The sequence below is a fragment of the Streptomyces sp. LBL genome, assembly GCF_029893585.1.
Taxonomy (GTDB): domain Bacteria; phylum Actinomycetota; class Actinomycetes; order Streptomycetales; family Streptomycetaceae; genus Streptomyces.
Map to the genome: position 1 here is coordinate 75,946 of NZ_JARXYX010000036.1, position 24,817 is coordinate 100,762.

General features: G+C 69.9%; 18 protein-coding genes and 3 pseudogenes. 7 read left to right on the forward strand and 14 right to left on the reverse strand.

Going from position 1 to position 24,817, the window contains the following annotated elements; all coding sequences use genetic code 11:
* Positions 1-675: 675 nt before the first annotated feature.
* Both M2271_RS34600 and M2271_RS34605 read left to right on the forward strand, forming a co-directional pair.
* The gene (locus M2271_RS34600; RefSeq protein ID WP_280891382.1) at positions 676-2,643 is read left to right on the forward strand and encodes a tachylectin-related carbohydrate-binding protein; all 1,968 of its coding nucleotides are present in this window, start codon (positions 676-678) and stop codon (positions 2,641-2,643) included.
* A 94-nt stretch (positions 2,644-2,737) separates the two neighbouring features.
* Positions 2,738-2,958, forward strand: a pseudogene (locus M2271_RS34605) (aldo/keto reductase); the annotation flags it as partial.
* 10 nt (positions 2,959-2,968) lie between these two features.
* Here M2271_RS34605 and M2271_RS34610 read toward each other — a convergent pair.
* From M2271_RS34610 to M2271_RS34655, 10 genes are all read right to left on the reverse strand, one after another.
* Positions 2,969-3,736, reverse strand: a complete 768-nt coding sequence (locus tag M2271_RS34610; protein WP_280891383.1) for an SDR family oxidoreductase — start codon at positions 3,734-3,736, stop codon at positions 2,969-2,971.
* Between the two features lie 107 nt (positions 3,737-3,843).
* Positions 3,844-4,872: a sugar-binding transcriptional regulator gene (locus M2271_RS34615; protein ID WP_280891384.1), complete on the reverse strand. Its 1,029-nt coding sequence runs from the start codon at positions 4,870-4,872 to the stop codon at positions 3,844-3,846.
* A gap of 82 nt (positions 4,873-4,954) precedes the next feature.
* Positions 4,955-6,460, reverse strand: coding sequence for a sugar ABC transporter ATP-binding protein (locus tag M2271_RS34620; RefSeq protein WP_280891385.1), 1,506 nt, complete (start codon positions 6,458-6,460; stop codon positions 4,955-4,957).
* A 19-nt stretch (positions 6,461-6,479) separates the two neighbouring features.
* Complete coding sequence (locus M2271_RS34625) at positions 6,480-7,442, reverse strand: substrate-binding domain-containing protein (protein WP_280891386.1); 963 nt, start codon at positions 7,440-7,442, stop codon at positions 6,480-6,482.
* Positions 7,443-7,614: 172 nt separating this feature from the next.
* Positions 7,615-8,628, reverse strand: coding sequence for an ABC transporter permease (locus tag M2271_RS34630; RefSeq protein WP_280891387.1), 1,014 nt, complete (start codon positions 8,626-8,628; stop codon positions 7,615-7,617).
* A gap of 118 nt (positions 8,629-8,746) precedes the next feature.
* A complete protein-coding gene (locus tag M2271_RS34635; protein ID WP_280891388.1) occupies positions 8,747-9,631 on the reverse strand; it encodes an SDR family oxidoreductase in 885 nt (294 codons plus the stop codon).
* Positions 9,628-11,307 carry an FGGY family carbohydrate kinase gene (locus tag M2271_RS34640; protein WP_280891389.1) on the reverse strand — a complete coding sequence of 560 codons (1,680 nt, stop codon included), beginning with the start codon at positions 11,305-11,307 and terminating at the stop codon, positions 9,628-9,630. The genes M2271_RS34635 and M2271_RS34640 overlap by 4 nt, the downstream gene beginning before the upstream one ends.
* Entirely contained in the window at positions 11,300-12,286 is a 987-nt protein-coding gene (locus M2271_RS34645; protein ID WP_280891390.1) for a transketolase C-terminal domain-containing protein, read from the reverse strand. Before M2271_RS34645 ends, M2271_RS34640 begins: the two co-directional genes overlap by 8 nt.
* Positions 12,283-13,164 carry a transketolase gene (locus tag M2271_RS34650; protein WP_280891391.1) on the reverse strand — a complete coding sequence of 294 codons (882 nt, stop codon included), beginning with the start codon at positions 13,162-13,164 and terminating at the stop codon, positions 12,283-12,285. Before M2271_RS34650 ends, M2271_RS34645 begins: the two co-directional genes overlap by 4 nt.
* Before the next feature lie 326 nt (positions 13,165-13,490).
* Positions 13,491-15,566 carry an ABC transporter ATP-binding protein gene (locus M2271_RS34655; protein ID WP_280891412.1) on the reverse strand — a complete coding sequence of 692 codons (2,076 nt, stop codon included), beginning with the start codon at positions 15,564-15,566 and terminating at the stop codon, positions 13,491-13,493.
* Positions 15,567-15,644: 78 nt separating this feature from the next.
* Between M2271_RS34655 and M2271_RS34660 the strand changes: the two genes are divergently transcribed.
* Together M2271_RS34660 and M2271_RS34665 are read left to right on the forward strand one after the other, a co-directional pair.
* Positions 15,645-16,736, forward strand: coding sequence for a lysylphosphatidylglycerol synthase transmembrane domain-containing protein (locus M2271_RS34660; protein ID WP_280891392.1), 1,092 nt, complete (start codon positions 15,645-15,647; stop codon positions 16,734-16,736).
* Positions 16,737-17,053: 317 nt separating this feature from the next.
* Positions 17,054-18,151 (forward strand): mechanosensitive ion channel family protein, encoded by a 1,098-nt coding sequence (locus M2271_RS34665; protein ID WP_280891394.1) that lies wholly within the window; start codon positions 17,054-17,056, stop codon positions 18,149-18,151.
* A gap of 3 nt (positions 18,152-18,154) precedes the next feature.
* Here the strand turns inward: M2271_RS34665 and M2271_RS34670 are convergent.
* Positions 18,155-18,351 (reverse strand): annotated as a pseudogene (locus tag M2271_RS34670) (M1 family peptidase); the annotation flags it as partial.
* On the opposite strand from M2271_RS34670, the pseudogene M2271_RS34675 reads away from it, so the two are divergent.
* Together M2271_RS34675 and M2271_RS34680 are read left to right on the forward strand one after the other, a co-directional pair.
* A pseudogene (locus M2271_RS34675) lies at positions 18,322-18,557 on the forward strand (hypothetical protein); the annotation flags it as partial. The pseudogenes M2271_RS34670 and M2271_RS34675 overlap by 30 nt on opposite strands.
* Positions 18,558-18,748: 191 nt before the next feature.
* Positions 18,749-20,968 (forward strand): NADP-dependent isocitrate dehydrogenase, encoded by a 2,220-nt coding sequence (locus M2271_RS34680; RefSeq protein WP_280891396.1) that lies wholly within the window; start codon positions 18,749-18,751, stop codon positions 20,966-20,968.
* Here M2271_RS34680 and M2271_RS34685 read toward each other — a convergent pair.
* From M2271_RS34685 to M2271_RS34695, 3 genes are all read right to left on the reverse strand, one after another.
* On the reverse strand, positions 20,887-21,279 hold the full coding sequence (locus M2271_RS34685) for a hypothetical protein (protein WP_280891397.1): 393 nt from the start codon (positions 21,277-21,279) through the stop codon (positions 20,887-20,889). The two genes, M2271_RS34680 and M2271_RS34685, sit on opposite strands and share 82 nt — an antisense overlap.
* 344 nt (positions 21,280-21,623) lie before the next feature.
* On the reverse strand, positions 21,624-22,511 hold the full coding sequence (locus M2271_RS34690) for an alpha/beta hydrolase fold domain-containing protein (protein WP_280891398.1): 888 nt from the start codon (positions 22,509-22,511) through the stop codon (positions 21,624-21,626).
* A 269-nt stretch (positions 22,512-22,780) separates the two neighbouring features.
* Complete coding sequence (locus M2271_RS34695; protein WP_280891399.1) at positions 22,781-23,608, reverse strand: helix-turn-helix transcriptional regulator; 828 nt, start codon at positions 23,606-23,608, stop codon at positions 22,781-22,783.
* A 254-nt stretch (positions 23,609-23,862) separates the two neighbouring features.
* Here M2271_RS34695 and M2271_RS34700 point away from each other — a divergent pair, with 254 nt between their 5' ends.
* Positions 23,863-24,660, forward strand: a complete 798-nt coding sequence (locus M2271_RS34700) for an N-formylglutamate amidohydrolase (protein WP_280891400.1) — start codon at positions 23,863-23,865, stop codon at positions 24,658-24,660.
* The last annotated feature ends 157 nt before the right edge of the window (positions 24,661-24,817 follow it).

Consider the following 24,817-nt stretch of genomic DNA (forward strand, 5'->3'; position numbering starts at 1 on the left):
TATCCGGTACGCCGGCACGGTCCCCCCACAGGACGAACGAATGATCGGATGTGATGCTGACGGTTCGTCGGGCGCCTTGTCGACTCATTGACCAGTCCATTCACCTGGGCGTTATCCCATTGTGATCATCTCTCCTCAAGGTCGAACTCAGGTTTCCTGACTGCCACTTACGGCACGAGCTCACAGGGGGCTTCCGCCGGAAACCATGAATCAGGCTGCCCTGGGGCACCTTGTTCGACGGAAGGACATGACGAATCCATATGACATTCACTCCAGACCGCAGAGTCGGCCGACTGGCCTCCGCGACAGCGGCCGTGGCGGCCGCACTGCCGCTGCCGGTCGCCGCGCCGGGCACGGCACAGGCCGCCGATTCGGCGACCTGCCCGGCCGACGGCCGTACGTCAGTCACCGACGCGGCTGCCGGTCTTCTCGATCGGCGCGCGAAGTCGGGCGCGAAGTCGGGCGCGAAGTCGGGCGCGAAGTCGCCGCGCGCATGCGTGCGGGACCCGGCAGCCAGGTCGCGCTGGCGGTCCGCGCACCTGCTGATGCCACATCAACTAGGCACTGGTCACGCGCGGTTGAGCCCATCCGTTCACTTTCAAGATCCTTATCGAAGTTCATTGTTCACCTGATTGCAACGGCAGCGTTCACCGCCGGACGTTAAACGTCCATGCTATGAACGGAATTTCACCTCGCGCACTCATCTCCGCCACAGCTCTGGCCGCGGCCCTGGCGACCGCCCTTCCGCTCGCCGGCGCACTGCCCTCCGCGCCCGCAGCGGCTGCCGTGTCGCTGACCTGCAACTCCAGTGCGGCCACATACACCCTGGACTCCGCCGGCAAGCTCAACAGAACCGACATGCCGGACCCTGCGGCCGGCAACGCCCTGCCCGCCGGCAGCACCATCGACTCCACCTGGACCGGCTACGGCCACATGCTCGCCGGCCCTGGTGCGACCTTCTACGGCATCAAGTCGGACGGGCTGTACTACAGCCACCGGATCAGCTCCAGCGACACCTGGGACGTCCACCACCGCAAGATCAGCTCCAGCTTCGCCCAGTTCAGGGCCGCCGACCGGATCGACGACATCACCATCGACCGCGGCGGCTACATATGGACACTCTCCGGCGCCACCAACGATGTGCGCTGGTACCGCTACGACGCGGCCGCCGACGACTTCGTCGAGGGCAGCGGCAAGATCGCAGACATGGGCTGGAACTACGCCGCCATCTACGCGGGCGACCGCGGCGTCATCTACGGCCGTGACGCGACCGACGGCAAGCTCTACCGCTCGCGCTACGACTACACCAGCCAGCGCTGGATCGAACGGCATGTACTGGAGTCCTCCGCCGACTGGAGCGACACCAAGTTCATGTCGTCGTACGGCGGTGACACGCTGTTCCGCGTCAAGGGCGGCGGCTCGGTCACGCACTACCGCTTCGACGAGGACATCCGCGACTGGCCCGTCTACAACAAGCAGGTCGAGGCGTCCGGCTGGGCCGGCTACGTCTCGGTCTCGGCCGCGCCCGACGTCTGCAGGCTCAACGTCAACCACACGCCCGCGGCGACGCCCGTGCCTCTGGAGTCGTACACCCCCAACTCCGTCATGCAGGCGTCCGACGGCAAGCTGGAGCTCGCCTACACCGACAACATCGGCCGCCTGGTCCATGGCCGCACCGACCCGGCCGACGTCAACGGCGCCCAGTGGACGGTGATCTCCGGCCAGGATGCCTTCACCGGCCGGCCCTCGCTCTCCGCGCACACCGACGGCCGCGTCGTCGTCACCGCCCACAACACCTCCGGCAGCATCTGGCAGCGCAACCAGACCGCCGCGAGCAGCGCCGACTGGGGCAACTGGATCGATCTGGCCGGCGCCATGCAACAGCACGCCGTCACCGGCAAGACCCCCACCGGTCTCATGACCCAGTTCGCCCTCGACGCCAACGGCAAGCCCTGGTACCGCGTCCAGGTGCGCGCCAACGCCGACTTCATGGGCTGGATGCCGCTGTCCGGCACCGGATTCACCGGCGCCCTCACCGCCGTCACCGTGCGCGACGGCGTCCAGCTCTTCGGCAGGAAGGCCGACGGCACCCTCTCCACCGCCCTCTTCAAGGAGGCAGGCACACTCTCGGCATGGACCGGCATGGGTGCCCAGGCCATCGCCGGCACGCCGTCCGTCGTCGTCTACCCCGGCTACCGCAAGCGTGTCTTCGCCACGGACGCGAGCGGCAACGTGATCACCACCAGCCAGGCCGTGGAGGGCGGGGCCTACGGAGCCTGGGAGACCGTCGCAGGCATCACCGCGCAGGGCTCCCCCAGCACCGTGATCTCCCCGCTGACCGGCCTCACCGAGGTCGTCGTCCGCGGCACCGACGGCTACGTCCACAACACCGGCGAGACCACTCAGGGCAGCGGTACCTGGCGCGCCTGGCAGCAGGTGAGCTTCGAAGCGTCGGCCACCGAGCCGACCGCCTTCACCTACACCAACCCCACCGGTCCGACCTGGGCCTACACCTTCCGTACCGCCGACAACCAGACCCGCATCTACCAGGTCCAGCAGACCTCCTCGCTCAGCGCGATGCGCTCCGCTGCCGACGCGCCGGACTTCAAGGGCAGCAAGCTGCCCACCCCGCCGGTCAAGTGATCACACCGTAGAGGAGACGTGACGGCCGACGGCCGTCACGTCTCCGCCTCCGCTGCCGCCCGCTCGCGTGCGGTCCGCCGCTCCGGTATCCGATGCCCAGCTCACCGAGGCGCAGGCCATGGCCCCCGTCGTCACCGTGCAGAACCTCTACAACCTGGCCAACCGCCAGGACGACGCCCTCGTCGAACGATGCGCGGCAAGAACATCGCCTTCACCCCGTTCTTCCCCCTGGGCGGGTTCTCCCCGCTCCAGTCGCAGACCCTGACCGACGTCGCCGCACGCCGGGGCGCGTCACCCCAACAGGTCGCCCTGGCGCGGCCCGTCCCTACCAGCACGTCACGCCACCGTCGACGATCACATCCGTCCCGGTGACGAAGCTCGCGGCGTCGCTCAGCAGGAAGACGACGGGGCCGACCATCTCGTCGACGGTCGCCATCCGTCCCAGCGGGGTGTCGGCCTCGAACTGCTTGACGCGTTCGGCGACTTCGGCTCGCCGGTTCATGGGCGTCGCGGTGTAGCCGGGGCTGACGCTGTTGACCCGGATGCCGCGGTCGCACCACTCCGTGGCCAGGCTCTTCGACAGGTGCATCACGCCCGCCTTGGACGCGTTGTAGTGCGCCTGCGTCAGCCCTCGGTTGGCGATGGTGCCCGACATCGACGCGATGTTGACGATGGAACCACCGCCGCCGGCGAGCATGGCGCGTCCCTCGGCCTGGCAGGAGAGGAAGACACCGGTGAGGTTCACATCGATGACCTTGTTCCACTGTTCGAGGGGCATGTCCTCGGCAGGGGTGGCGTCGGCGATGCCCGCGGCGTTGACGGCCAGCCGCAACGGTCCGAGGTCCCTTTCCAGCAGGGCCACCACCTCGGCCAGTTCGTCGGGCCGGGTGACGTCGGCGGGCGCGGCGACCGCTCGCCGTCCGGTCTCCTCGACGGCCTTCACGGTGCCGGCCAGATCGCTCCCCGGCAGGTCGACGCACCCGACGTCCGCGCCCATCTCCGCCAGGCCGATCGCCAGTCGGCGGCCGATGCCGCTGCCTGCTCCCGTGACGAGGGCGACGCGGTCGTCGATACGGAAAGAGGGTGCGGCCATGAGTTCTTCCTCCACTGGATGGCGGACAGCCGGTTCTCGGCGGTCCTCGGCGTGCGGGCGTGTGCGGGCGTTCCACGGGCTCTCGCCGGGGCGCACGTCTCCGGCCGCTACGGAAGCTGTGCCTCCGGCCGGTCGGCGAGGCGTCTGGCCACGCTCAGGTCGGTGATCAGGACATCGACCCACCCGCCGAGCACGGCCGCGCATATGGCGGCGTACTTGCGGTGTCCCCCGGCCACCGCGATGCGGCGCGGGACGGCACGGTAGGTGTCGGGGTCGATGCCGATGACGCGGTCGTTGAGTTCGGTGTCGAGCAGGGTGCCGTTCTCGTCGAAGAAGTGCATGCAGATGTCGCCCACGGCGCCGAGGGCGCGGAGCCTGTCCTGGTCCTCGAGCGAGAAGATGTTGCCGCTGCGGCGCAGCAACGGCGACGGTTCGAGGCTGCCGATGCCCACGATGGCGAGGGTGAGGTGCTTCCACGCAGCGGCGACACTGGTGACCTTCGGGTCGGCGAGGATGGCGTCACGGATCGCCGGGCTCGCGACGACGCCGGGAGCCGACATGAAGACCGGTTCGGCGCCGGTCGTCTCGGCGAGCCGTCCCATCAGACGGGTCGCCTGGACCTGTACCTGTGGGTCGCCGACGCCGCCCATCAACTGGACCACCTCTTCCAGGGACCGTTTCCCGGGGCGCGACCTCATGGCCTCGACGGCCGCCAGGAGAGTGGCGCTCCAGGAGGAGATGCCGAGCCGGTCGCCCTCCATGAGCGTGGTCTCCAGGTAGACGGCGGTCGCCGCACCGAGGGCCGGGATGACCTCGTCCCCTTCGCCCTCGACATCGACGACCACGACGTCACGCAGACCGTAGCGGGTCGCGATCAGGTCCTCCAGGTCCGCGAAGACACCCTCCGGCGGCACCACGATGGTCCGGACGATCCCCAGCTTGGTGGCCTGGGCGAGCAGCCTGGAGACGCGCGCCTGGGAGATGTGAAGCTCCTCGACGATCTGCGGCTGCCGCATGCCCTGCTCGTGGTAGAGGCGTGCGACCCGCGTCATCAGGCGCAGTTGCTCGTCGGTGGTCGCCATGCGCGTGGTACGGCGGTTCACCGGCTGACCGGTACGGCTGCGGGGGTCCATCATGTCCTTTCAGCAGGCCCGTCATGTCAGCAGGCCCGTCCTGCGGGTCGGGGCCACCGCGGGCCAGTCGACGGCACCCGTTGCATCATGCCGTGGCGAGGCGCATCACGGCGACGCCCGTCGCCTCCTCCGCCGGCAGAATGCCCTGCTGGCGTCCTCGGCTGAGGACGAGCACGCGGTGGGACAGTCCCAGGACCTCGTCGAGATCGGAGCTGACCACGACCACCGCCATACCGGACCGGGCCAGATCCGCTATCACCTCGTAGATCGCGGCGCGGGCGCCGACGTCGATACCGCGGGTGGGCTCGTCGAGGATGACGACCTTCGGTTTGCGTTCCAGCCACTTGGCGATGACCACCTTCTGCTGGTTCCCGCCGGACAGCGTCCGCACCGGCTGGCTCGCCCGTCCCTTCACCGTCAGGAGGTTGATGGCGTCGGTGGCCACCTCGGTGACGCGCTGGGGAGTCAGCCAGCCCCTGCGGGCGACCCGGTCGAGGTTCGGAAGCGCCACGTTGTCGCCGATCGACATGTCGAGCACGGCGCCCTGGCCCTTGCGGTCCTCGGGTACGAGGGCCACTCCCGCCTCGATGGCGTCCCGCGGCCCGCGCAGCCGCAGCACCCGGCCGCCGACGGCCACTGTGCCGGAGGTCACCGGGTCGACGCCCGCGATGGCCCGTACCAGTTCGGTACGGCCGGCGCCGACGATGCCCGCGATTCCGAACACCTCGCCTTCGCGCACGCTGAAGGACACGTCCTGGAAGGAGGGGTTGGTGAGCCCCTCCACCCGGAGGACCTCGTTCGCCCCGGGGGCTCCGGTGTCCGGGAAGATGCGCTCGATGCTGCGCCCCACCATCTCCTCGACGAGCTGCGGCACCGGCACCTGTGCGGTCGGATGGGTGGCGACGCACTGTCCGTCCCGCATCACCACGATGCGGTCGCAGATACGGGCGATCTCCTCCAGTCGGTGGCTGACGTAGACGAACGACACTCCTTCGTTGCGGAGGGCGTCGATCCGCTCGAAGAGGTGGTCGGTCTCCTCGCCGCCGAGTGCGGCCGTCGGTTCGTCGAGGATCAGGAGCCGTGCGTCGAGCGTCAGCGCCTTGGCGATCTCGACCTGCTGCTGCGCCGCGACCCGCAGCGTGCGCACCGGCCTGGTCGGGGAGATGTCGAGGCCGAGCCGCCGCAGCTGTTGTTCCGCCCGCCGGTTCATCTCGGCACGGTCGATGCGGCCCCCACGGGCCGGCAACCGGCCGAGGAAGACGTTCTCGGCGACCGAGAGGTCCGGCAGCAGACGCATCTCCTGGTGGATGAGTCCGATCCCGTGGTTGATGGCGTCTCCGGGCGACTTCGGCTCGTAGGGCCGCCCCTGCCAGACCATGTGGCCGGTGTCGGAGGGGAACGTACCGGCGATGATGTTGGACAGTGTGGACTTTCCCGCGCCGTTCTCGCCGAGCAGGGCGACCACTTCGCCGGGGCGCACGTCGAGGTCGATCTGGTCGAGGGCCTGGGTCGCGCCGAAACGCTTGGACACTCCCCGGACGACGAGGCCGTTGTGGCCCTCGTCCCCCGGGAGGCGGCTGATGTCCGTCATGGCGATGTTCTCCCCGCGTTCAGGGGTGGGTCTTGATGTACTGGGCGGCCTTCGCCTGGTCGTCCTTGGTGAGGAGGAAGGCGGGCTGGAGCTGCTGGGCCGGGACCTTCTTGCCCTTCAGGATGTCCAGTGCGGTGTCCACGGACATCCGGCCCATCTTCTGCGTCTGCTGGACCATGGTGGCGTCGATGGTGCCCTTGGCGACCGCCTTGATGCCCGCGTAGTCACCGTCGAAGCCGACGATCAGCGGCTTCTTCCCGGCGCCCTTGGCGGCCTGGGCCGCGCCCAGTGCCATCGCGTCGGCCTGGCCCCACATGATGTCGATGCCGGGGTGGGCCTGGAGCATGTCCTGGGCGACCGAGTACGCCTTGTCCTGCGCCCAGTCGGCGGTCTGCTGGGAGACCACCTTGACGCCGGGTGCGCCGGCGAGTGCCTGCTGGAACCCCTTCTGCCGGTCCACCTGCGGGGTGGTACCGATCTGGCCCTGGAGGATGGCCAGTTGGCCCTTGCCACCCTTCTGCTTGATCACCCACTCGCCGAGCGTCTTGGCGGCCGCGACGCTGTCCGTGGCGATGAAGGACTTGCCCGGCACGTCGGGCGGGTTGCGGTCGACCGTGACGACGGGGATGTTCGCGCGCTGCGCGGCCTTCACCGGCACACCGGCCGCGGTGGCGCCGGCCGGGATGTAGATGATCGAGCTGACCTGACGGCTGATGAAGTCCTGGATCTGGTTGACCTGGGTGGCCGCGTCGCCTCGGGCATCGGAGACGATGACCTTGACGCCCTTCTTCTTGGCCTCGGCTTCGACGGACTGCTTGATCTGGTTGAAGAAGTCGGCCTGGAGGTTGGCCACGGACAGCCCGATCGTCACCGGCTTGCCGTCGGACGTGGACGCTCCGGCGTCCCCGCCTCGTCCGCAGGCGGTGGCGCTCAGCGCCAGGGTGGCCATGATGCTGACCGCTATCGCAGGTTGGGTCTTCATGAGAACGACTCCTTCGGGAAGTGTCCCGGCGGCTCGGGGAAGGGGGTTGATGACCTCGGGGAGAACGACTAGTGAGCCTCGGGTGAGCGGTGGTGAGGCTGGGGAGAGCGGTGGGTGAGGCTGGGGAGGGTGAAGGGGGCGGGTCGTACGGTGGCAGCGCGTCGCAGGGTGGTCAGCGCGTGTCGCGTCGCCGCAGTACGTCGAGCATGACGGCCAGCGCGATCACCACACCGATGACGATCTGCTGCACGAACGGGGAAACGCCCAGCAGGTTCAGGCCGTTGCGCAGCACTCCGATGATCAGGACGCCGAAGAGCGTTCCGGTGATGGAGCCGACGCCGCCGCTGAGGCTCGCGCCGCCGATCACCACGGCGGCGATCGTGTCGAGTTCGTAGCCGGTACCGGCGCTCGGCTGCGAGGAGTCCAGACGCATCGCCAGGAAGACCCCGGCCACACCGGCGAGCAGACCGGTCACGGTGTACACGAGTACGGTCCGTTTCCGCACACTGATGCCGGCCAGCCGCGCCACCTCGGAGCTGCCCCCGATGGCGTACAGCTCGCGTCCGCCGGACCGGTAGCGCATGTACGCCCACCCTGCCGCGTACAACACCACCAGCACGAAGGTGGTGAAGGTGAAGATGCCGACGTAACGGCTGGTGGAGAGGTTGTCGAACCAGTCCGGGAAGCCGACGATCTGCTGCCCGTCGGTGATCACGTTGGCCAGGCCGCGGGCGACGGACATCATCGCCAGGGTCGCGATGAACGGCGGGAGTCTGGTGAAGGTGATGCCCAGCCCGTTGGCCAGACCGCACGCTCCGGCGACGCCGACCGCGGCGACGGCGCTGATCCACAGCGGCCATCCCTGGTCGTGGGAGAGCCAGCCGAGCACCATGGTCGCCAGGGCGAGGACCGCGCCGACCGACAGATCGATGCCGCCGGTGACGATCACCGCGGTCATGCCGAGGGCCAGCAGACCCAGGATCGCCGTCTGGTCGACGATGTTGAGCAGGTTGCTCTGGGTGAGGAAGTACGGCGTCGCTATGTAGAAGACGACGCACATGACCAGCAGGCCGGTGGCGGGACCGCGTGATCCCGTGAGCAGTCGGGTCGCCCAGGAGCGTGCTCGCAGGCGCCGTTCGTCCGGTGGTGCGTCAACGGCGCTTGCCGCGTCGCTGGTTGTGCTCATCAAAACCTCCGAGTATCCGATATGCCACGTATATCCGACTCGTGAGGGGTGTTCTGAACCGCGCGTCCGGTCGACCGGCGAGGTCGTCGCGCCCGACGCCATCGCGCCGGGTGGCGCGCTAGTTCATGAACATCCCGCCGTCGACGTTGATCGTCTGGCCGGTGATGTACTCCGCCTCCTCGGAGGCCAGAAACAGCAGCAGGTTGGCGATGTCGTCGTGGGTACCGGCACGCCCCAGCGGGATCCCGGCGATCCACTCGGCCATGAGTTCGCCCGGCTTGTAGTCGCCGAGCAGCCGGCCCCATTCGCGGTCGTTGTAGTCCCACATGTCGCTGCCGACGATGCCGGGGCTGTAGGCGTTCACCGTGATCCGGTCCTTCGCGAGTTCCTTCGCCAGACTCTGGGTGAGTCCCACGACCCCGAACTTGCTCGCCGCGTAGTGCGGTGTGTACACGAACCCCTGGCGGGCCTGTCCCGAGGCGGCGTTGAGGATGCGCCCTCCGCGTCCGTGCCGGCGCATGATCCCGGCGGCGGCCTGTGCGCACAGGAACGTACCGGTGGTGTTGACGGCCAGCACCTTCTCCCAGTCGGCGAGGCTCAGGTCCTCCAGTCGGCTGATCGTGATGACGCCGGCGTTGTTCACCAGGACGTCGAGGCCGCCCCAGGTCTCTTCCGCGAGCGCGAAGGCGCGGGCCACGTCGTCGGCGGAGGTCACGTCCGCGCGGACACCGAGCACGCTGCCGACGGTGCCTTCGGCGGCGCTCTCGGCGGCCGATTTCTCGGTCACCTGCTCGGCCGTCTTCTCGGCCGTCTTCGCAGCCATCTGCTCGGCCACCTGATCGGCCGCCTCCTCGACGGTCGGCGACGCGTCGAGCATCAGGACGTCGGCACCCTCCGCGGCGAACCGCGCGGCGACCCCGAGGCCGATGCCGCCCGCGGCTCCGGTGACGACGACGCTCTTGCCTCGGAAACGGCTTCCTCCGCGGCGACCGGACCCGGTCATGATCCGTCTCCGATGTCCGAGGGGTGCGGCCGCGGCCCGGGCGCGGGGTCGTGCCGCGTCGCTCCTGTGCCGACGAGAGGCCGCTTCCGTGACGGCGCGGGCGGCGTTCCGACCCCGAGGACGGCATGAGGTTCCGCAGTGGCCACGGCGTGGGATATGCCCTCGTCGTCCGAAGCCCGTCGGCGTGACCGCCGTACCGCCGCGTGCCAGTGCGCACGCCGGGCCGCCCTGCTGTCGGGGTTCTCGTCCGGTGTGTAGACATCCCGTGGGCGGTGCAACCGCTCCAGGTCCGCCTTGCTCCACACACCGCCGCCGAGCCCCGCGAGGTGGGCGGCGCCCAGCGCCGACAGATCGCGGGCCCGGGCCCGTTCGACGACGCGCCCGCTGGTGTCCGCCTGCAACTGCATCAGCAGCGGGTTGCCGGTGGGGCCGCCGTCCGTGAGCAACCGGACCACGGGGCCGATGTCCCGCTCCACCGCGGCCACGACGTCCTCGACCTGGAACGCGATCGACTCCAGCGCGGCCCGTACGAGCTGCGGTGCCTCCGTGCCGAACGTGACGCCACTGATCAGGCCGACGGCCTCGTCGTCCCACCAGGGCGCGCCGAGCCCTCCGAAGGCCGGGACGATGACGACACCGTCGCTGCTGTCCGCGGCCAGGGAGGCCAGCGCGGACACGTCGGTGCCGAGCAGCTTGGCCAGCCAGGTCAGGGTGGCCCCGGTGGAGCGGATGTTGCCCTCCACAGCCCACGCCGGCTCGCCGACGTCCCAGGCGACGGTGAGGCACATCCCTGAGGAGGGGCGGGTCGAGGAGGGCGCGACCGCCATGACGGACGATCCGGTTCCGTAGGTCGCCTTGACCGTGCCGTCCTGCCATCCGGCGTGCGCGAACAGGGCCGCGTGCGAGTCGCCGAGCACCGCGGTGACGGGGACACCGTCCGGCAGCGGTGCGAGGTCGCGTGCCGGCGGGAACGGACCCTGCGAGGACACCACGCGGGGAAGCACCCCGGGCGGCACGTCGAACAGCCGCATGAGCCGTTCGTCCCAGGTGAGGCGGTGCACGTCGAACAGTTGGGTGCGGGCCGCGTTGCCCACCTCGATGAGGTGGGCACCGCCCAGCTTGAACAGCAGCCAGGAGTCGACGGTGCCGAGACAGAGTTCGCCGGCGCGGCTGCGCCGCCGCTCGGGGTCGTGGTGGTCCAGGAGCCAGGCGGCCTTGGGGGCCGAGAACATGGGGTCGAGCGGCAGGCCGCTGATGTCGCGGACCAGGTCGGCGGAGTCCAGGGCCCTCAGCAGGGCGGGGTCCCCGGCGGTGCGCTTGTCGAGCCAGCTCACCAGCGGGCTCAGTGGAGTTCCGGTGGCTCGCTCCCACAGGAGCAGCGACTCGCGCTGTGTGCTGAGGCCGACGGCGGCGACCCGGGTGGCGTCCTGGCCGTCCAGGCACTGCGCGACCGCTCGGCGACAGCTCTGCCAGATCTCCTCGGCCGACTGTTCCACCCAGCCGGGTGCCGGGGTGGACAGGGCCACGGGCGCGGATCCGAGCGCGACGATGTCTCCTCGTACGTCGACGAGGACCGCCTTGGTCGCGCTGGTGCCCTGGTCCACCGCCAGTACGAGCGGACCGTCCGCCCCGCCCATGGTGCCGACGCCTTCGGCGGCACTCATCGACTCAGCCATGATCACGCGCTCCGTCCGGGTTCACGGCCATCAGCTCGCGCGCCGCGGCGGCGATACCGTCGGCGGTCAGCCCGAAGTGCTCCAGCAGGAAGGCGGCGCTTCCGGTCGGCGCGAACTGCCGGGGCACACCCAGGATGCGCATGGGCACGGGGTGGTTCTGCGCGACGAAACTCGCCACGGCCGCGCCGAGGCCGCCCGTGGTGGTCGCCTCCTCGGCGGTGACGATGCCCCGGGTCTCGCGGGCCGCCCGCAGAACCGCTTCCAGATCGAGCGGCTCGACGAAGGTCATGTTGAGCACGCGTACGCCGATGCCCTCGGCCCGCAGCGCCCGGGCCGCCACGACGGCTCGGGAGACCATCGTCCCCACGGCCATGACGGTGATGTCGTTCCCGTCGGTGAGTTCGACACTGCGCCCGGGTTCGAACGACGCGCCCTCCGGCGTGACCGAGGGGACCTTGAACCGCGGGACGCGCAGATAGGTCGGCCCGTCCTGCGCGGCCGCCCAGCGCACGGCGGCGCGGGTCTGGGCCGGGTCCGCCGGCACGGCGACGGTCAGGTCGGCGATGGCCCGCATCCAGGACAGGTCCTCGATCGAGTGGTGGGTCGGGCCCAGTTCCCCGTAGGCCATGCCGGGGCTCTGACCGCAGAGCACCAGCGGAAGACCGTTGTAGGCGGCGTCTGTCTTGATCTGTTCGGTGGCCCTGCCGGTGAGGAACGGACCGGCCGCGCTGATGAACGGGATGAACCCGCCGATCGCCAGTCCCGCGCCGACGCCGACGAGGTCCTGCTCGGCGATCCCGACGTTGATGAGCCGGTCCGGGTACAGCTCCCGGAACCGTACGAGGTTGCTCGACCCGACGGAGTCGTTGCAGACGGCGACGATCCGCTCGTCCTCCGCGGCCAGGGCGATGAGTGCGTCCGCGAACGCCTGGCGGCAGTCGTAGGTCTGGGCGGTATCGGGCATGAGTTCGGCAGTCATCGGCTGAGCTCCTCAAGCGCGGCGTGGACCTGTGCGGCGTCGGGCACCTTGTGGTGCCACTCCACGCGGTCCTCGATGAACGAGACGCCCTTGCCCTTGATGGTGTGGGCCACCACGGCGACCGGCTGCCCGGTCGTGGAGGGGCTCAGGGCGGACAGCAGTTGCGCGTGGTCGTGTCCGTCGACATCGCGCACCTCCCAGCCGAAGCTCGCCCACTTGTCCGCGAGCGGCTCCAGGCGCTTGGTCTCCTCGGTCCCGGCGCCCTGTTGGAGGCGGTTGCGGTCGACGATCGCCGTCAGGGAGCCGAGGGAGTAGTGGGCGGCCGTCATCGCCGCCTCCCAGTTGCTGCCTTCCTGCAGTTCGCCGTCGCCGAGCACGACGAACGTGCGGTACGCGGAGCCCGACAGCCTGGACGCCAGGGCACAGCCGACACCGACGGGGAAACCGTGCCCGAGTGGTCCGGTGTTCGTCTCGACGCCCGGTACCTTCCGCCGGTTGGGGTGACCGTTGAGCGGGGACAGCGGCGCCATGAACGTGTCCAGCTCGGGCGTCGGGAAGAAACCGCTGTGGGCGAGGGTCGCGTACAGGGCCGCCGCGCAGTGCCCCTTGCTGAGGATGAACCGGTCCCGGTCGGGCTTGCGCGGGTTCTCGGGATCGACGTCGAGGACGCCCCCGAACAGGGTGACGAGGATGTCGGTCACCGACAGGTCACCGCCGATGTGACCGAGTTGAGCGCGGTCGATCATCCGCACGATGCTGCGCCGCACCTCGGTCGACAAGTGCCGGAGATCGCCGAGACGGACGTCCGGATCTCCTTCGGCGATACGCCGGCGTCGGGCCCGGAACCGGGTGACGCCTTCTGGGTCTGTGCTGAGCATCTGAGTGTCCTTGATCGCTGACGCTTCGGGGGCGACGGGCCTTCCGGGTGCGAAGGGTGCGAATATATATTCATTAGTGAATCGCGACGCCCCTGATACTCGTAGCGTTTCAGCCATGTGTCAATAGGGTGAATCCAAGGCGCTGGAACCCGTCCGCACGCGCCACGGTCGGCGCGGCGGCAGCGCACCGGAGCACGCAAAAGGCGCCTGACCTGGGCCGGTGCCCGTCAGACGCCTTTCGAGGATGTTCACGCCGCGCGGCGTCACCTGGCCACGACGAAGAGAGTGGCGGCCGCGCCAGGTGTACGGCGGTGGCGCGTCCGTGTCTACGCCGCCGCGTCGTCGGTCGGCGCGTTGTTCAACGCCGCGTTGGCCACCGCCCCGTTGTCCGTCGGAACGTTGTCCGTCGGAACGTTGTCCGTCGGAACGTTGCCCTTCGGAACGTTGGCCACCGCCACGTCGTCCGTCGGCGCGTCGTGGGTCGGCACGTCCGTCGGCGCGTCGTGGGTCGGCACGTCCGTCGGCGCGATCTCCGTGACGCCGCCCGGCCGGTGGGCGAACTGTGTGCGGTAGAGCTGGGCGTACCGTCCGTCGAGGGCGAGCAGTTCCTCATGGGTGCCGCGTTCCACGATCCGGCCCGCCTCCACGACCAGGATCTGGTCGGCGGCGCGCACGGTGGAGAGGCGGTGGGCGATCACGATCGCCGTCCGGCCTGCCAGTGCCTCGGTGAGCGCCTCCTGGACCGCCGCCTCCGAGGTGTTGTCGAGGTGGGCGGTGGCCTCGTCGAGGATGACGACGCGCTGGCGGGCCAGCAGCAGCCGGGCGATGGTCATCCGCTGGCGCTCGCCGCCCGACAGCCGGTAGCCGCGTTCGCCGACGACGGTGTCGAGGCCGTCGGGCAGGGACCGTACGAGATCGTCGAGGCGGGAGCGGCGCAGGGCGTCCCACAGTTCCTCCTCGGTCGCCGTGGGGCGGGCCAGGAGGAGGTTGGCGCGGACCGTTTCGTGGAAGAGGTGGCCGTCCTGGGTGACCATGCCGAGGGTCCCCCGCAGGGACCCCGTGTTCAGGTCGCGGACGTCCACGCCGCCGACGCGGACGGCGCCCTCGTCGACGTCGTAGAGGCGCGGCAGCAGCTGCGCGATCGTCGACTTGCCGGCGCCGGACGAGCCGACGAGGGCGACGGTCTGGCCCGGTTCGGCGCGGAAGGAGATGCCGTGCAGGACCTCGGCGCCGCCCCGGGTGTCGAGGGACGCCACCTCCTCCAGGGAGGCGAGGGAGACCTTGTCGGCGGAGGGGTAGCCGAAGCGGACGTCGTCGAACTCGACGGAGACCGGGCCGTCGGGGACCTCGCGGGCGTCCGGCTTCTCCTCGATGAGGGGCTTGAGATCGAGCACCTCGAAGACGCGCTCGAAGCTGACGAGGGCGCTCATCACCTCGACGCGAGCTCCGGCGAGGGCGGTGAGCGGGGCGTACAGCCGGGTCAGCAGGAGGGCGAGGGCGACGACGGCGCCCGGGTCGAGGGTGCCGCGCAGGGCGAACCAGCCGCCGAGGCCGTAGACGAGGGCCAGCGCCAGGGCCGAGACCAGGGTCAGGGCGGTGATGAACACGGACTGGGCGGTGGCCGTCCGTACGCCGATGTCCCGGACCTGGCGGGCGCGGACGGCGAACTCCTCGGACTCCTGCTCCGGCCGGCCGAAGAGCTTGACCAGGGTGGCGCCGGGTGCGGAGAAGCGTTCCGTCATGCGGGTGCCCATCGCCGCGTTCAGCGCGGCCGCCTCCCGCTGCATACGGGCCATCCGGCTGCCCATGCGCCGGGCCGGGATCACGAACACCGGCAGCAGCACCAGCGCGAGCAGGGTGATCTGCCAGGAGATGGTGAGCATCACCACGAGGGTGAGCACCAGCGTGACCAGGTTGCTCACCACGCCGGACAGGGTGTTGCTGAAGGCTCGCTGGGCGCCGATGACGTCGTTGTTGAGACGGGAGACGAGCGCTCCCGTACGAGTGCGTGTGAAGAACGCGACCGGCATGCGCTGCACATGATCGAACACAGCCGTCCGCAGATCGAGGATGAGCCCCTCCCCGAGCCTCGCCGACAGCCGTCTGCCGAGGATGCCCAGTGCCGCCTCCACGACCGCGATCAACGCGATGAGCAGGGCCAGCCGGACGACCGTGCTCTCGTCGTCGCCCGCCACGATCGCGTTCACGACGCGCCCGGCGAGGACCGGGGTGGCGACGGCGAGCAGCGCGGTCACCACCCCGAGGGCCACGAACCGCGCGATGGGGCGGCGGTGCGGGCGGGCAAAAGCGCCTATACGGCGCAGGGTCGCGCGGGCCAGGGGGCGGCGTTTCTGTTCGGCGTTCATGACACTGTGCAGCTGTGTCCAGGCCGTGGTCTCCATGCTCATGAGAGGAACCGTAGAACCTCAAGCAAGATTGGGGTCAATCAAATCCCGCAGTCCGCTGGTGCGAAGGATCCGATGACCGTACGTAAGCCCCTGTCCCCGCTTCCGCAACCCGCAGTTGGTGCGGGGTGGAAAACCTCTCCTACTGTGACAGCGGTACACATCCCCGAGATCCCCGAGATCGCCGACCTCCCCGAGATCCCCGACCTCCCCCAGGGACGACTCCCCCGTCGCGTCCCGGTCCGTCGGGTACGCCAGATCCTGTGTCTGCTCCCGCTCCTGCTGGTCACCGTCGTCGCGGTCCAGCACCGGTCGGTGCTCGCCGAGGGCTTCGGCCATCTGCGGAACGCCCAGTGGCCCTGGCTGCTGGCCGCGGCCGGTGCCACCTGTCTGACCTGGGTGGCCGCCTCCGTGACCCGGCAGGGCGCCGTCGTCGAGTCCCTGCCCAAACGCCGGCTGCTGGCCACCCAGTTCGCGGCCGGGGCGGCCAACCATCTCCTGCCGACCGGCCTGGGCGCGAGCGCGGTCAACCTGCGGTTCATGACGGTGTGCGGGCTGCCGCTCGCCCGCTCGTCCGCCGCGCTCGCCCTGTATCTGCTGGCCGAGACGGTCGGCCGGCTGAGTCTGCTGGCCACGCTGCTCGTCCTCTTCCCGGACGCGTTGCGGCTGGGCTCCCTCCTTCCCGACGGGGCGGTCGGCTCGCTGCTGCCGGCCGTCGGCGCGGTGCTGCTGGTCGCCGTCGGCGTGCTGGCGTGCGTACGACGCCTGCGGACGGCCGCGTGTTCCTTCCTGCGGACCGCGCTGGGCGAGGCCCGGTCGGTGCACACCCGGCCGGCCCGGGCGTTCGCCCTGTGGGGCGGCGCGTTGGCCTTCCCGGCACTGCAGGCGGCCGGACTGGCCGCGGTGGGGCAGGCGATGGGGCTGCCGGTGCCGCCCGCGCACATGGCGGTGGCGTATCTGGCGGCGACCGTCGCCGTCGCGCTGGTACCCACTCCCGGCGGGATCGGTTCCGTCGAGGCGGCGCTGGTCATGGCCCTGGTGGCGGCGGGCGGCCCGGCCGTGGTCGCCACGGCCGTGGTCCTGGCCTTCCGGATCATCACCGTCTGGCTTCCCCTGGTGCCGGGGGCGTTGACGCTGGGCGCCCTGGTACGGATGAAGGTGATCTGATCGCCTGAGGCACGTACGGCACACCTGCCACGGTCGCGTACTCCGACCGGGAACAGGTCGAACAACCTGAACTGGCCGAACTGGCCGAACTGGCCGCACTGCCGACGGAATCGTCTGATACCAGGCGGTCCGGCGCCGCTCGCGGTACGAACTCCCGTGCCGGATACGGCAGGATGAGCGGTCGCGCCGACCACGGGGGCTCTCGACGGCCGGCACGATCGCACATCCCGCAATCGAGCAGGTGGCAACGTGACGCAACTTCACATCCAGCCGTCGGCGAAGGTCTTCGCCGCACCAGTCCTCCCCGGAGGTGACCGGTGAAGCGGGACCTCACCATGGACGACCTGGTGCTCGCCGGCATCGCCTTGATCGCGGGTCTGCTGGCGGCGTTCCTGCTCCGCATGCTGCTGCGCTGGCTGGGCAAGCACGCCGACCGCACCCGCTGGGGCGGCGACGACCTCATCGTGGACGCGCTGCGCACGGTGGTGCCGTGGGTGGCGATCACGAGCGGCGCCGCGTCCGCCGCGGCGGCGCTGCCGCTGACCTCCGCGGTCCAGCACACGGTCAACCAGGCCCTGACCGTGCTGCTGATCTTCGTGGTCACCGTGGCGGCTGCCCGGGTGGTCGCCGGCCTGATGCGGGCGGTCACCCAGTCCCGCTCCGGCGTCGCCGGGTCGGCCACGATCTTCGTGAACATCACCCGGGTGCTGGTCCTGGCGATCGGCTTCCTGGTGGTGCTGCAGACGCTGGGCATCTCCATAGCGCCCATGCTCACCGCCCTGGGCGTCGGCGGACTGGCCGTCGCTCTGGCTCTCCAGGACACCCTCGCCAACCTCTTCGCGGGCATCCACATCCTCGCGTCCAAGACCGTGCAGCCCGGTGACTACATCAAGCTGGCCAGCGGCGAGGAGGGCTACGTCGAGGACATCAACTGGCGTCAGACCACGGTCCGGGCGCTCTCCAACAACCTGATCGTCATCCCCAACGGGGAGCTCGCGAAGACGAACATGACCAACTTCATGCGTCCCGAGCAGCAGTTGACGATCCTGGTCCAGGTCGGCGTCGCCTACGACAGTGATCTGGAGCAGGTCGAGCGAGTGACCTGCGAGGTCGTCACCGAGGTGATGACCGAGATCACCGGCGCCCTCCCCGATCACGAGCCGCTGGTGCGCTTCCACACCTTCGGCGACTCGCGGATCGGCTTCACGGTGATCCTGGGCGTCGGCGAGTTCAGCGACCAGTTCCGGATCAAACACGAGTTCATCAAGCGCCTGCACCGCCGCTACCACGACGAGGGCATCCGGATCCCGGCGCCCGCGCGCACGGTGGCCTTGCAGCAGGGTGCGGTGGTCATTCCGCAGCAACGCGGCGCGGAGAACGAGCCGGGCGAAGTCCCCTCCGCCCGGCTCGACTGACCCTTAGCCCGCTGAGCCCAACAGCGTGGCCGAGTTGTCGTGGTGGTGCCCGTGCGTCCGGGCGTTCGGCGCGACGGGCGACGACGCCGCCGGCGTGACCGTCCAGTCCGGGTGGCCGGGCATCCGCGGGGCTTCGTGCCGTACACCCTGTCCCGCAGGAATCCGGACAGATCCTTGCCGGAGATCTCGGAGGCGACCGCGCGGCCCCGGCCACCGCCCTGATCGGCACCTCGGCGGCCCTGACCGTCGGTTCCGCGGCTCACGCGGCCCCGGCGGCCTCCTCCCCGGGCGCGGAGACCCTCGGCGACCCCGTCTTCCCGGCCTCGGCAACGACGGCTACCGCGTCTGGGCGTACTGCCTGGACCTGGCCTACGACGCCACGACCAGGCTCGTCACGGCCACGGCGCCGGGTGGTCGGGTCGGGTGCGGCCGTCGGTCAAAGGGTGATCACCGTGCATGACCACAAGGTCAGACGCACGGGTCGCCTGACTGGATGCACGAGATCGCCGGAAGCTGGTGAGGACCGCTGTCGAGACCGGGTCGGTCAGGAGATATCTTGATGTCGAGCAATGTTGCAGACGTGGAGCGGAGCACCCGGTGACTGACTCGACCATCATCTATACGCACACTGACGAGGCCCCGGCCCTGGCGACGTATTCCTTCCTGCCGGTGGTCCAGGCGTACGCCGCGCAGGCGGGTGTCGCCGTGGAGACGCGTGACATCTCGCTGGCCGGCCGCATCATCGCCCTGTTCCCGGAGTACCTCACCGAGGACCAGCGGATCCCGGACGCCCTGGCGGAGCTCGGCGAACTCGCCAAGACGCCCGAGGCGAACATCATCAAGCTGCCGAACATCTCGGCGTCGATCCCGCAGCTGAAGGCCGCGATCGCCGAACTGCAGAGCCAGGGCTACGCGCTGCCGGCCTACCCGGACGACCCGAAGACCGACGAGGAGCGGGACATCCAGGCCCGCTACGACAAGGTCAAGGGCTCCGCGGTCAACCCGGTCCTGCGCGAGGGCAACTCCGACCGCCGCGCCCCCGGGTCGGTCAAGAACTACGCCAAGAACCACCCGCACCGTATGGGCGCCTGGACTCCCGAGTCCAAGACCGACGTGGCGACGATGGGTGTCGACGACTTCCGCTCCACCGAGAAGTCCGTGGTGATCTCCGAGGCCGGCTCGCTGAGGATCGAGCTGGTCGGCGACGACGGCTCCACCAAGGTCCTGCGCGAGTCGGTGCCGGTCCTCGAGGGCGAGGTCGTCGACGCCTCCGTCATGCACGTGGCCCCGCTGCGGGAGTTCCTCACGGCACAGATCGCCAAGGCCAAGGCCGACGGCGTGCTGTTCTCCGTGCACCTGAAGGCGACGATGATGAAGGTCTCCGACCCGATCATCTTCGGTCACGTGGTGCGTGCCTTCTTCCCGAAGACGTTCGCGAAGTACGGCGAGACGCTCGCGGCCGCGGGCCTCACCCCGAACGACGGTCTGGGCGGCATCCACAAGGGCCTTGAGTCGCTGCCCGAGGGCGCCGAGATCAAGGCCGCCTTCGACGCCGAGCTCGCCGAGGGCCCGGAGCTGGCCATGGTCGACTCCGACAAGGGCATCACCAACCTGCACGTGCCGTCCGACGTCATCGTCGACGCCTCGATGCCGGCCATGATCCGCACCTCCGGCCACATGTGGGGCCCGGACGGCCAGGAGGCCGACACCCTCGCTGTCCTGCCGGACTCCAGCTACTCCGGCGTCTACCAGGCCGTGATCGACGACTGCCGCGCCAACGGCGCCTACGACCCGTCCACGATGGGCTCGGTCCCGAACGTCGGTCTGATGGCGCAGAAGGCCGAGGAGTACGGCAGCCACGACAAGACCTTCGAGATCCCGACCACCGGCACGGTCCGCCTCGTCGACCAGGCGGGCAACGTGGTGATCGAGCAGACGGTCTCCGCGGGTGACATCTTCCGCGCCTGCCAGACCAAGGACGCCCCGATCCGGGACTGGGTGAAGCTGGCCGCCACCCGCGCCCGCGCCACCGGCAACCCTGCGGTGTTCTGGCTGGACGAGACCCGCGCGCACGACGCCAACCTGATCGCCAAGGTCAACACGTACCTCCCGGAACACGACGTCGAGGGCCTGGACATCCGGATCCTGAACCCGGTCGAGGCCACGAAGCTGTCGGTGGAGCGCATCCGCCGCGGCGAGGACACCATCTCGGTGACCGGCAACGTGCTGCGTGACTACCTCACCGACCTGTTCCCGATCCTGGAGCTGGGCACCAGCGCCAAGATGCTGTCGGTCGTCCCGCTGATGGCGGGCGGCGGCCTGTTCGAGACGGGCGCCGGCGGCAGCGCGCCGAAGCACGTCCAGCAGCTGGTCAAGGAGAACTACCTGCGCTGGGACTCCCTGGGCGAGTTCTTCGCACTGGTGCCGTCCCTGGAGCAGTACGCCGACTTCACCGGGAACTCCCGCGCGAAGGTCCTCGCCGACACCCTCGACCGCGCCACGGCGAGCTTCCTGAACGAGGACAAGTCCCCGACCCGTCGCGTCGGCGGCATCGACAACCGCGGCAGCCACTTCTTCCTGTCCCTGTACTGGGCGCAGGAGCTGGCCCGGCAGACCGACGACGCCGACCTGGCCAAGGCCTTCGCCCCGCTCGCCGAGACCCTCGCGGCGAACGAGCAGAAGATCGTCGACGAGCTGAACGCCGTCCAGGGCAAGCCGGCCGACATCGGCGGCTACTACCAGCCCGACCCGGCCAAGGCCGCCACGATCATGCGCCCGTCGACCACGTGGACCGAGGCGCTGGCGTCCCTGAGCTGACGCCACGCCCCTGCCCCCTGAGGGGCCCGTGTGTGACTCCGCCCCGGCCGGCACCAGCAACTGCCCGTCCGGGGCGGAGGCATGTCCGGGGCCGGAGGCACGTCCGGGGCCGTGCCCTTGATCAGCATGAACACCTCGTCCTCGCGGGTGTGCAGGTGGAACGGCGGGGCTTCGCCCTTGGCGACGTCGAAGCGGCCCACGGTCAGCTTGCCCTCAGTGGCTTCCTTGTCGAGCAGCACGGAGAACGTTCCCCCGTCGTGCCATTCGAGCTTCTGCTGCTGTTCGGGCTGCGCCAGATAGGCCATGGTCATCGGAGACCTCCAAGGAAACTCCGGCCTTCGGGCCGGCGCGGAATCGGACTCCTGCGGAGCGGGGCAAGGGTCGGGAATCGCCCCCGGAGAGAATCCCGGTGCTCTGACTCGCAGGCCTGAACTTGACTGGTGGTGCTGTGAGTTTGTGCGTGCGACCGCGCACCGTGTGAAGCGGGCGTTCACCTTCGGTGAGGGAGGGACACAGGGGGGGACATGGGCAAAGCAGGGGACGGTGTGGGCCGCACACGGCGTATCCGCATATCGCGGGGATACGGACTGACTGGAGAAGGAGAGGACCGGCTGGTTGCCGGCGGCCGCGCGGGGCCGGCCCCCGCGGGAGGAGGTCAGCCGACGGTGCGGACGAGCTTTCCGCGGCTGTGGCCGGCGTCGCTGGCCTGCTGGGCCTTGGCCGCGTCGGTAAGCGGGTAGGTCGCGCCGACCGTGATCGCCAGTGTGCCGTCGGCGGCCTGCCGGGCCAGTTCGGCCAGCCGGGCGGCCGAGCGCCGCGCCGGGCCCTCGGCGAAGACGACACCGAGTTCGCGGGCCCGGAAGTCGGCGGTGGTGACGATCCGGTCGGTGCCGCCGCGCAGGGTGATGGAGTCCTCCAGCGCGCCCTTGCCCGCGGCGTCGAGCACCGCGTCCACGCCGTTGGGGGCGAGCGCACGCACCCGCTCGACCAGACCCTCTCCATAAACCAGCGCGGTGGCGCCGAGCGAGGTCACGTACTCCTGGTTGGCCGGACCGGCGGTGCCGATGACGCGGGCGCCGCGGGCGACGGCGAGCTGGACGGCGTGCTCGTGCAGCCAGCGCAGGGCGGTGTACGCGTCCTCGACCGGTGTGGGGAGGGAGTGTTCGGGGGCTCGGCGGTATTCGACCGACAGCATCGGCACCCCGCTGGCGGAGACGTAGCGGGCAACGGGGCCGTCGAACAGGTCGATGTGGCCGAAGATGTAGCCGCCGCCGTGGAAGAACAGCGCGGCCGGACCGGTAGGGGCGTCCGTCTTGGCGTACCAGCGCATGGTGATCTTCGTGCCGTCGTCGGCGGTCGCGTAGTACTCGGTGGTCGTGACGTCGGCCGGGACCGGTTGGGCCGCCGAGGCGGCACCGATGATCGGTTCCCACATGGCGCGGCGCGCGGCGACGTCGCCGACCGGCGGAGGGGTGGCGCCCGCCATGGCCTCGGCCATGGCGGCGAACACCTGGGCGAACTCGGGGTCGAAACTGAGTGACATGGCTGTCCTGCCTTCTTGGCTGGTTGGGTCTGCTCTGGTCATTCGTGGAGTCAGCGGACCCAGAAGTTCCGGGTTTGGCGGGCAAGGGTTCGCCGTTGGACGGTGCAGGAGACCTGGCCGTCTGGAGTCCCGCGCCGGCTCGACCGTCGGCCGGGAGACGCGACCTCAACGTCGCTCCACGCAATGTGCTTCAGTTTTGAAGCGTTGGGAGGGTGCAGGACACTCCGGTTTCGAAGCGGCATTACAGGGTGAGAGGGCGGCGACTGCCGCTAGGGACCGACAGCGAACAGCATCTGGAGCTTGCCCTGGCTCGGGGAACCGGGCACGGCGGTGAAGACCAGCAGCTGCTGGCACTGCTCGGGATCCACCAGCATCTCGGAGTAGAGCTCCAGTTCCCCCAGCTCGGGGTGCAGGTAGCGCTTGAGGTCGTGGTGATGGGTCACCCCCACCTCGTGCAACCGCCAGATCTCCGCGAACTCTGAACTGACCTCGAGCAGAGCCGCGACGATCTCACCGGCCTTCCCCGTGGGATCGGCCGTGTAGGCGTCCCGGATCTCCGCGGCGAAAACCCTGCCCCGCAGCGAATGATCCTCCACCGGGTACAGGCCGCGGACCTGCGGGTCATGGGTGAACCAGCGGTAGACCAGGTACCGGGACAGACCCGAGTACCGGGTGAAGTCGCCGAGCAGCGCAACCGCCGGACGCGTCTGCAGCAACGCCTCACCGAACCGTGACAGCACGATGGCGGGCACGTCCGAGAGGCCGGCGACGATCCGCATCATCGTGGGACCGACATGGTCATCACGTACGATCCGCCGAAGCGCCGGGATCCCGCCGAGGACGAAGAGATGGTCACGCTCGCTCAGGCTGAGCCGCAACGCCCGGGCCAGCGCAACGAGCATCCGTTCCGACGGTGCCGGACCACGCTGCTGCTCGATCCGGCTGTAGTAGTCGGCCGACATACCAGCCAGCGCCGCCACCTCCTCGCGCCGCAACCCACCGGTGCGGCGCCGCTGCCCACGAGGAAGCCCGACATCCTCCGGCTGCAACACCGCACGACGCGCGCGAAGAAAATCTGCCAGCAACGCCCGGTCCATCGTCCGACCTCCCCTGTTCGACACACCAATCCTGGCGCGAACCGAGAATTGGATGAAGGCCGACTTTAACCGCGGACAAGTTGTCCCTGGCTGGGCTTCAGTCGGCTCGCCCGGGCCTGCGCATCTGCCTGTCGGACGGGTACCGTCCCCAACACCCGGACCACCGGTTCGAGACCTACCGGAGCGGTTCACCCGAAAGCCCTCCGGGAGCCTGCACGCCATCCACTCATTGACAACGCCCCGGGAGCAGCCCCATGACGTCTGCCGCACCGTCCTTCGAGCTTCTGTCCGGTGCCGGGAAGTCGCCGGTGATCCTGCATGTGCCGCACTCCGCACGGGAGATACCGGACGACGTACGCGCCGGCATCGTGCTCGACGACGAGGCCCTGGAGCGGGAGCTCGACCACATCGTCGACGCGCACACCGCGGAGATCGCCGAGGCAGCGACCGAGCTGTCCGGCGTCACCCCCTGGCGGTTCGTCAACCGGCTCTCACGGCTGGCCGTGGATCCGGAGCGGTTTCCGGACGAGCGGGAGGAGATGCTCGCCGTGGGGATGGGGGCCGTGTACACGCGGACCACGCATCGCGAGCCGCTACGGCCCGTGGACACCGACCCCGAGCCGTTGCTCGCGCGGTACTTCCGGCCGTACGCCGCCGCGATGACCGAAGCGGTGGCCGAACGGCTGGCTGCCGCCGGGCGGGTCGTGATCATCGACGTGCACTCGTATCCCACCCGGGCGCTGCCCTACGAGCTGCACGGCCACGGGCCCCGGCCGCCCGTCTGCCTGGGCACCGACTCCTTCCACACCCCGCCGGAGCTGCTCGCCGCCGCACGGAACGCCTTCGCGGGACGTGGCAAGGTCGGGCTCGACAGCCCGTTCGGCGGGGCGTACGTGCCGTTGGAGTTCTACGGCAGGGACCCACGGGTGAGCGCGCTGATGGTGGAGATCCGCCGGGACACGTACATGAGCGAGCCGGGCGGTCCCGCGGGACCTGGACTCGACCGTCTCGCGGAGGCGCTGGCCGCTCTCGTCGACGCCGTGACCGACTGACCTCTGCGTCGACGAGAGCGAGGCCCTGGTCGTGGTCTTCAAGGAACGGGACGGCGAGCCCGGCCACCGGACAGAACCAGGCCGGCCGTGGCCCGGAGGCGGGACCACCGCCGGACCGACTGCCAACGCCACCAGTACCGCCACCGCCACCACCGGG

Coding starts and splice junctions, on each gene's coding strand:
- M2271_RS34600 (WP_280891382.1), top strand. CDS start 676: ATGAACGGAATTTCACCTCGCGCACTCATCTCCGCCACAGCTCTGGCC.
- M2271_RS34610 (WP_280891383.1), bottom strand. CDS start 3,736: ATGGCCGCACCCTCTTTCCGTATCGACGACCGCGTCGCCCTCGTCACG.
- M2271_RS34615 (WP_280891384.1), bottom strand. CDS start 4,872: ATGATGGACCCCCGCAGCCGTACCGGTCAGCCGGTGAACCGCCGTACC.
- M2271_RS34620 (WP_280891385.1), bottom strand. CDS start 6,460: ATGACGGACATCAGCCGCCTCCCGGGGGACGAGGGCCACAACGGCCTC.
- M2271_RS34625 (WP_280891386.1), bottom strand. CDS start 7,442: ATGAAGACCCAACCTGCGATAGCGGTCAGCATCATGGCCACCCTGGCG.
- M2271_RS34630 (WP_280891387.1), bottom strand. CDS start 8,628: ATGAGCACAACCAGCGACGCGGCAAGCGCCGTTGACGCACCACCGGAC.
- M2271_RS34635 (WP_280891388.1), bottom strand. CDS start 9,631: ATGACCGGGTCCGGTCGCCGCGGAGGAAGCCGTTTCCGAGGCAAGAGC.
- M2271_RS34640 (WP_280891389.1), bottom strand. CDS start 11,307: ATGGCTGAGTCGATGAGTGCCGCCGAAGGCGTCGGCACCATGGGCGGG.
- M2271_RS34645 (WP_280891390.1), bottom strand. CDS start 12,286: ATGACTGCCGAACTCATGCCCGATACCGCCCAGACCTACGACTGCCGC.
- M2271_RS34650 (WP_280891391.1), bottom strand. CDS start 13,164: ATGCTCAGCACAGACCCAGAAGGCGTCACCCGGTTCCGGGCCCGACGC.
- M2271_RS34655 (WP_280891412.1), bottom strand. CDS start 15,566: ATGGAGACCACGGCCTGGACACAGCTGCACAGTGTCATGAACGCCGAA.
- M2271_RS34660 (WP_280891392.1), top strand. CDS start 15,645: ATGACCGTACGTAAGCCCCTGTCCCCGCTTCCGCAACCCGCAGTTGGT.
- M2271_RS34685 (WP_280891397.1), bottom strand. CDS start 21,279: ATGACCATGGCCTATCTGGCGCAGCCCGAACAGCAGCAGAAGCTCGAA.
- M2271_RS34690 (WP_280891398.1), bottom strand. CDS start 22,511: ATGTCACTCAGTTTCGACCCCGAGTTCGCCCAGGTGTTCGCCGCCATG.
- M2271_RS34695 (WP_280891399.1), bottom strand. CDS start 23,608: ATGGACCGGGCGTTGCTGGCAGATTTTCTTCGCGCGCGTCGTGCGGTG.
- M2271_RS34700 (WP_280891400.1), top strand. CDS start 23,863: ATGACGTCTGCCGCACCGTCCTTCGAGCTTCTGTCCGGTGCCGGGAAG.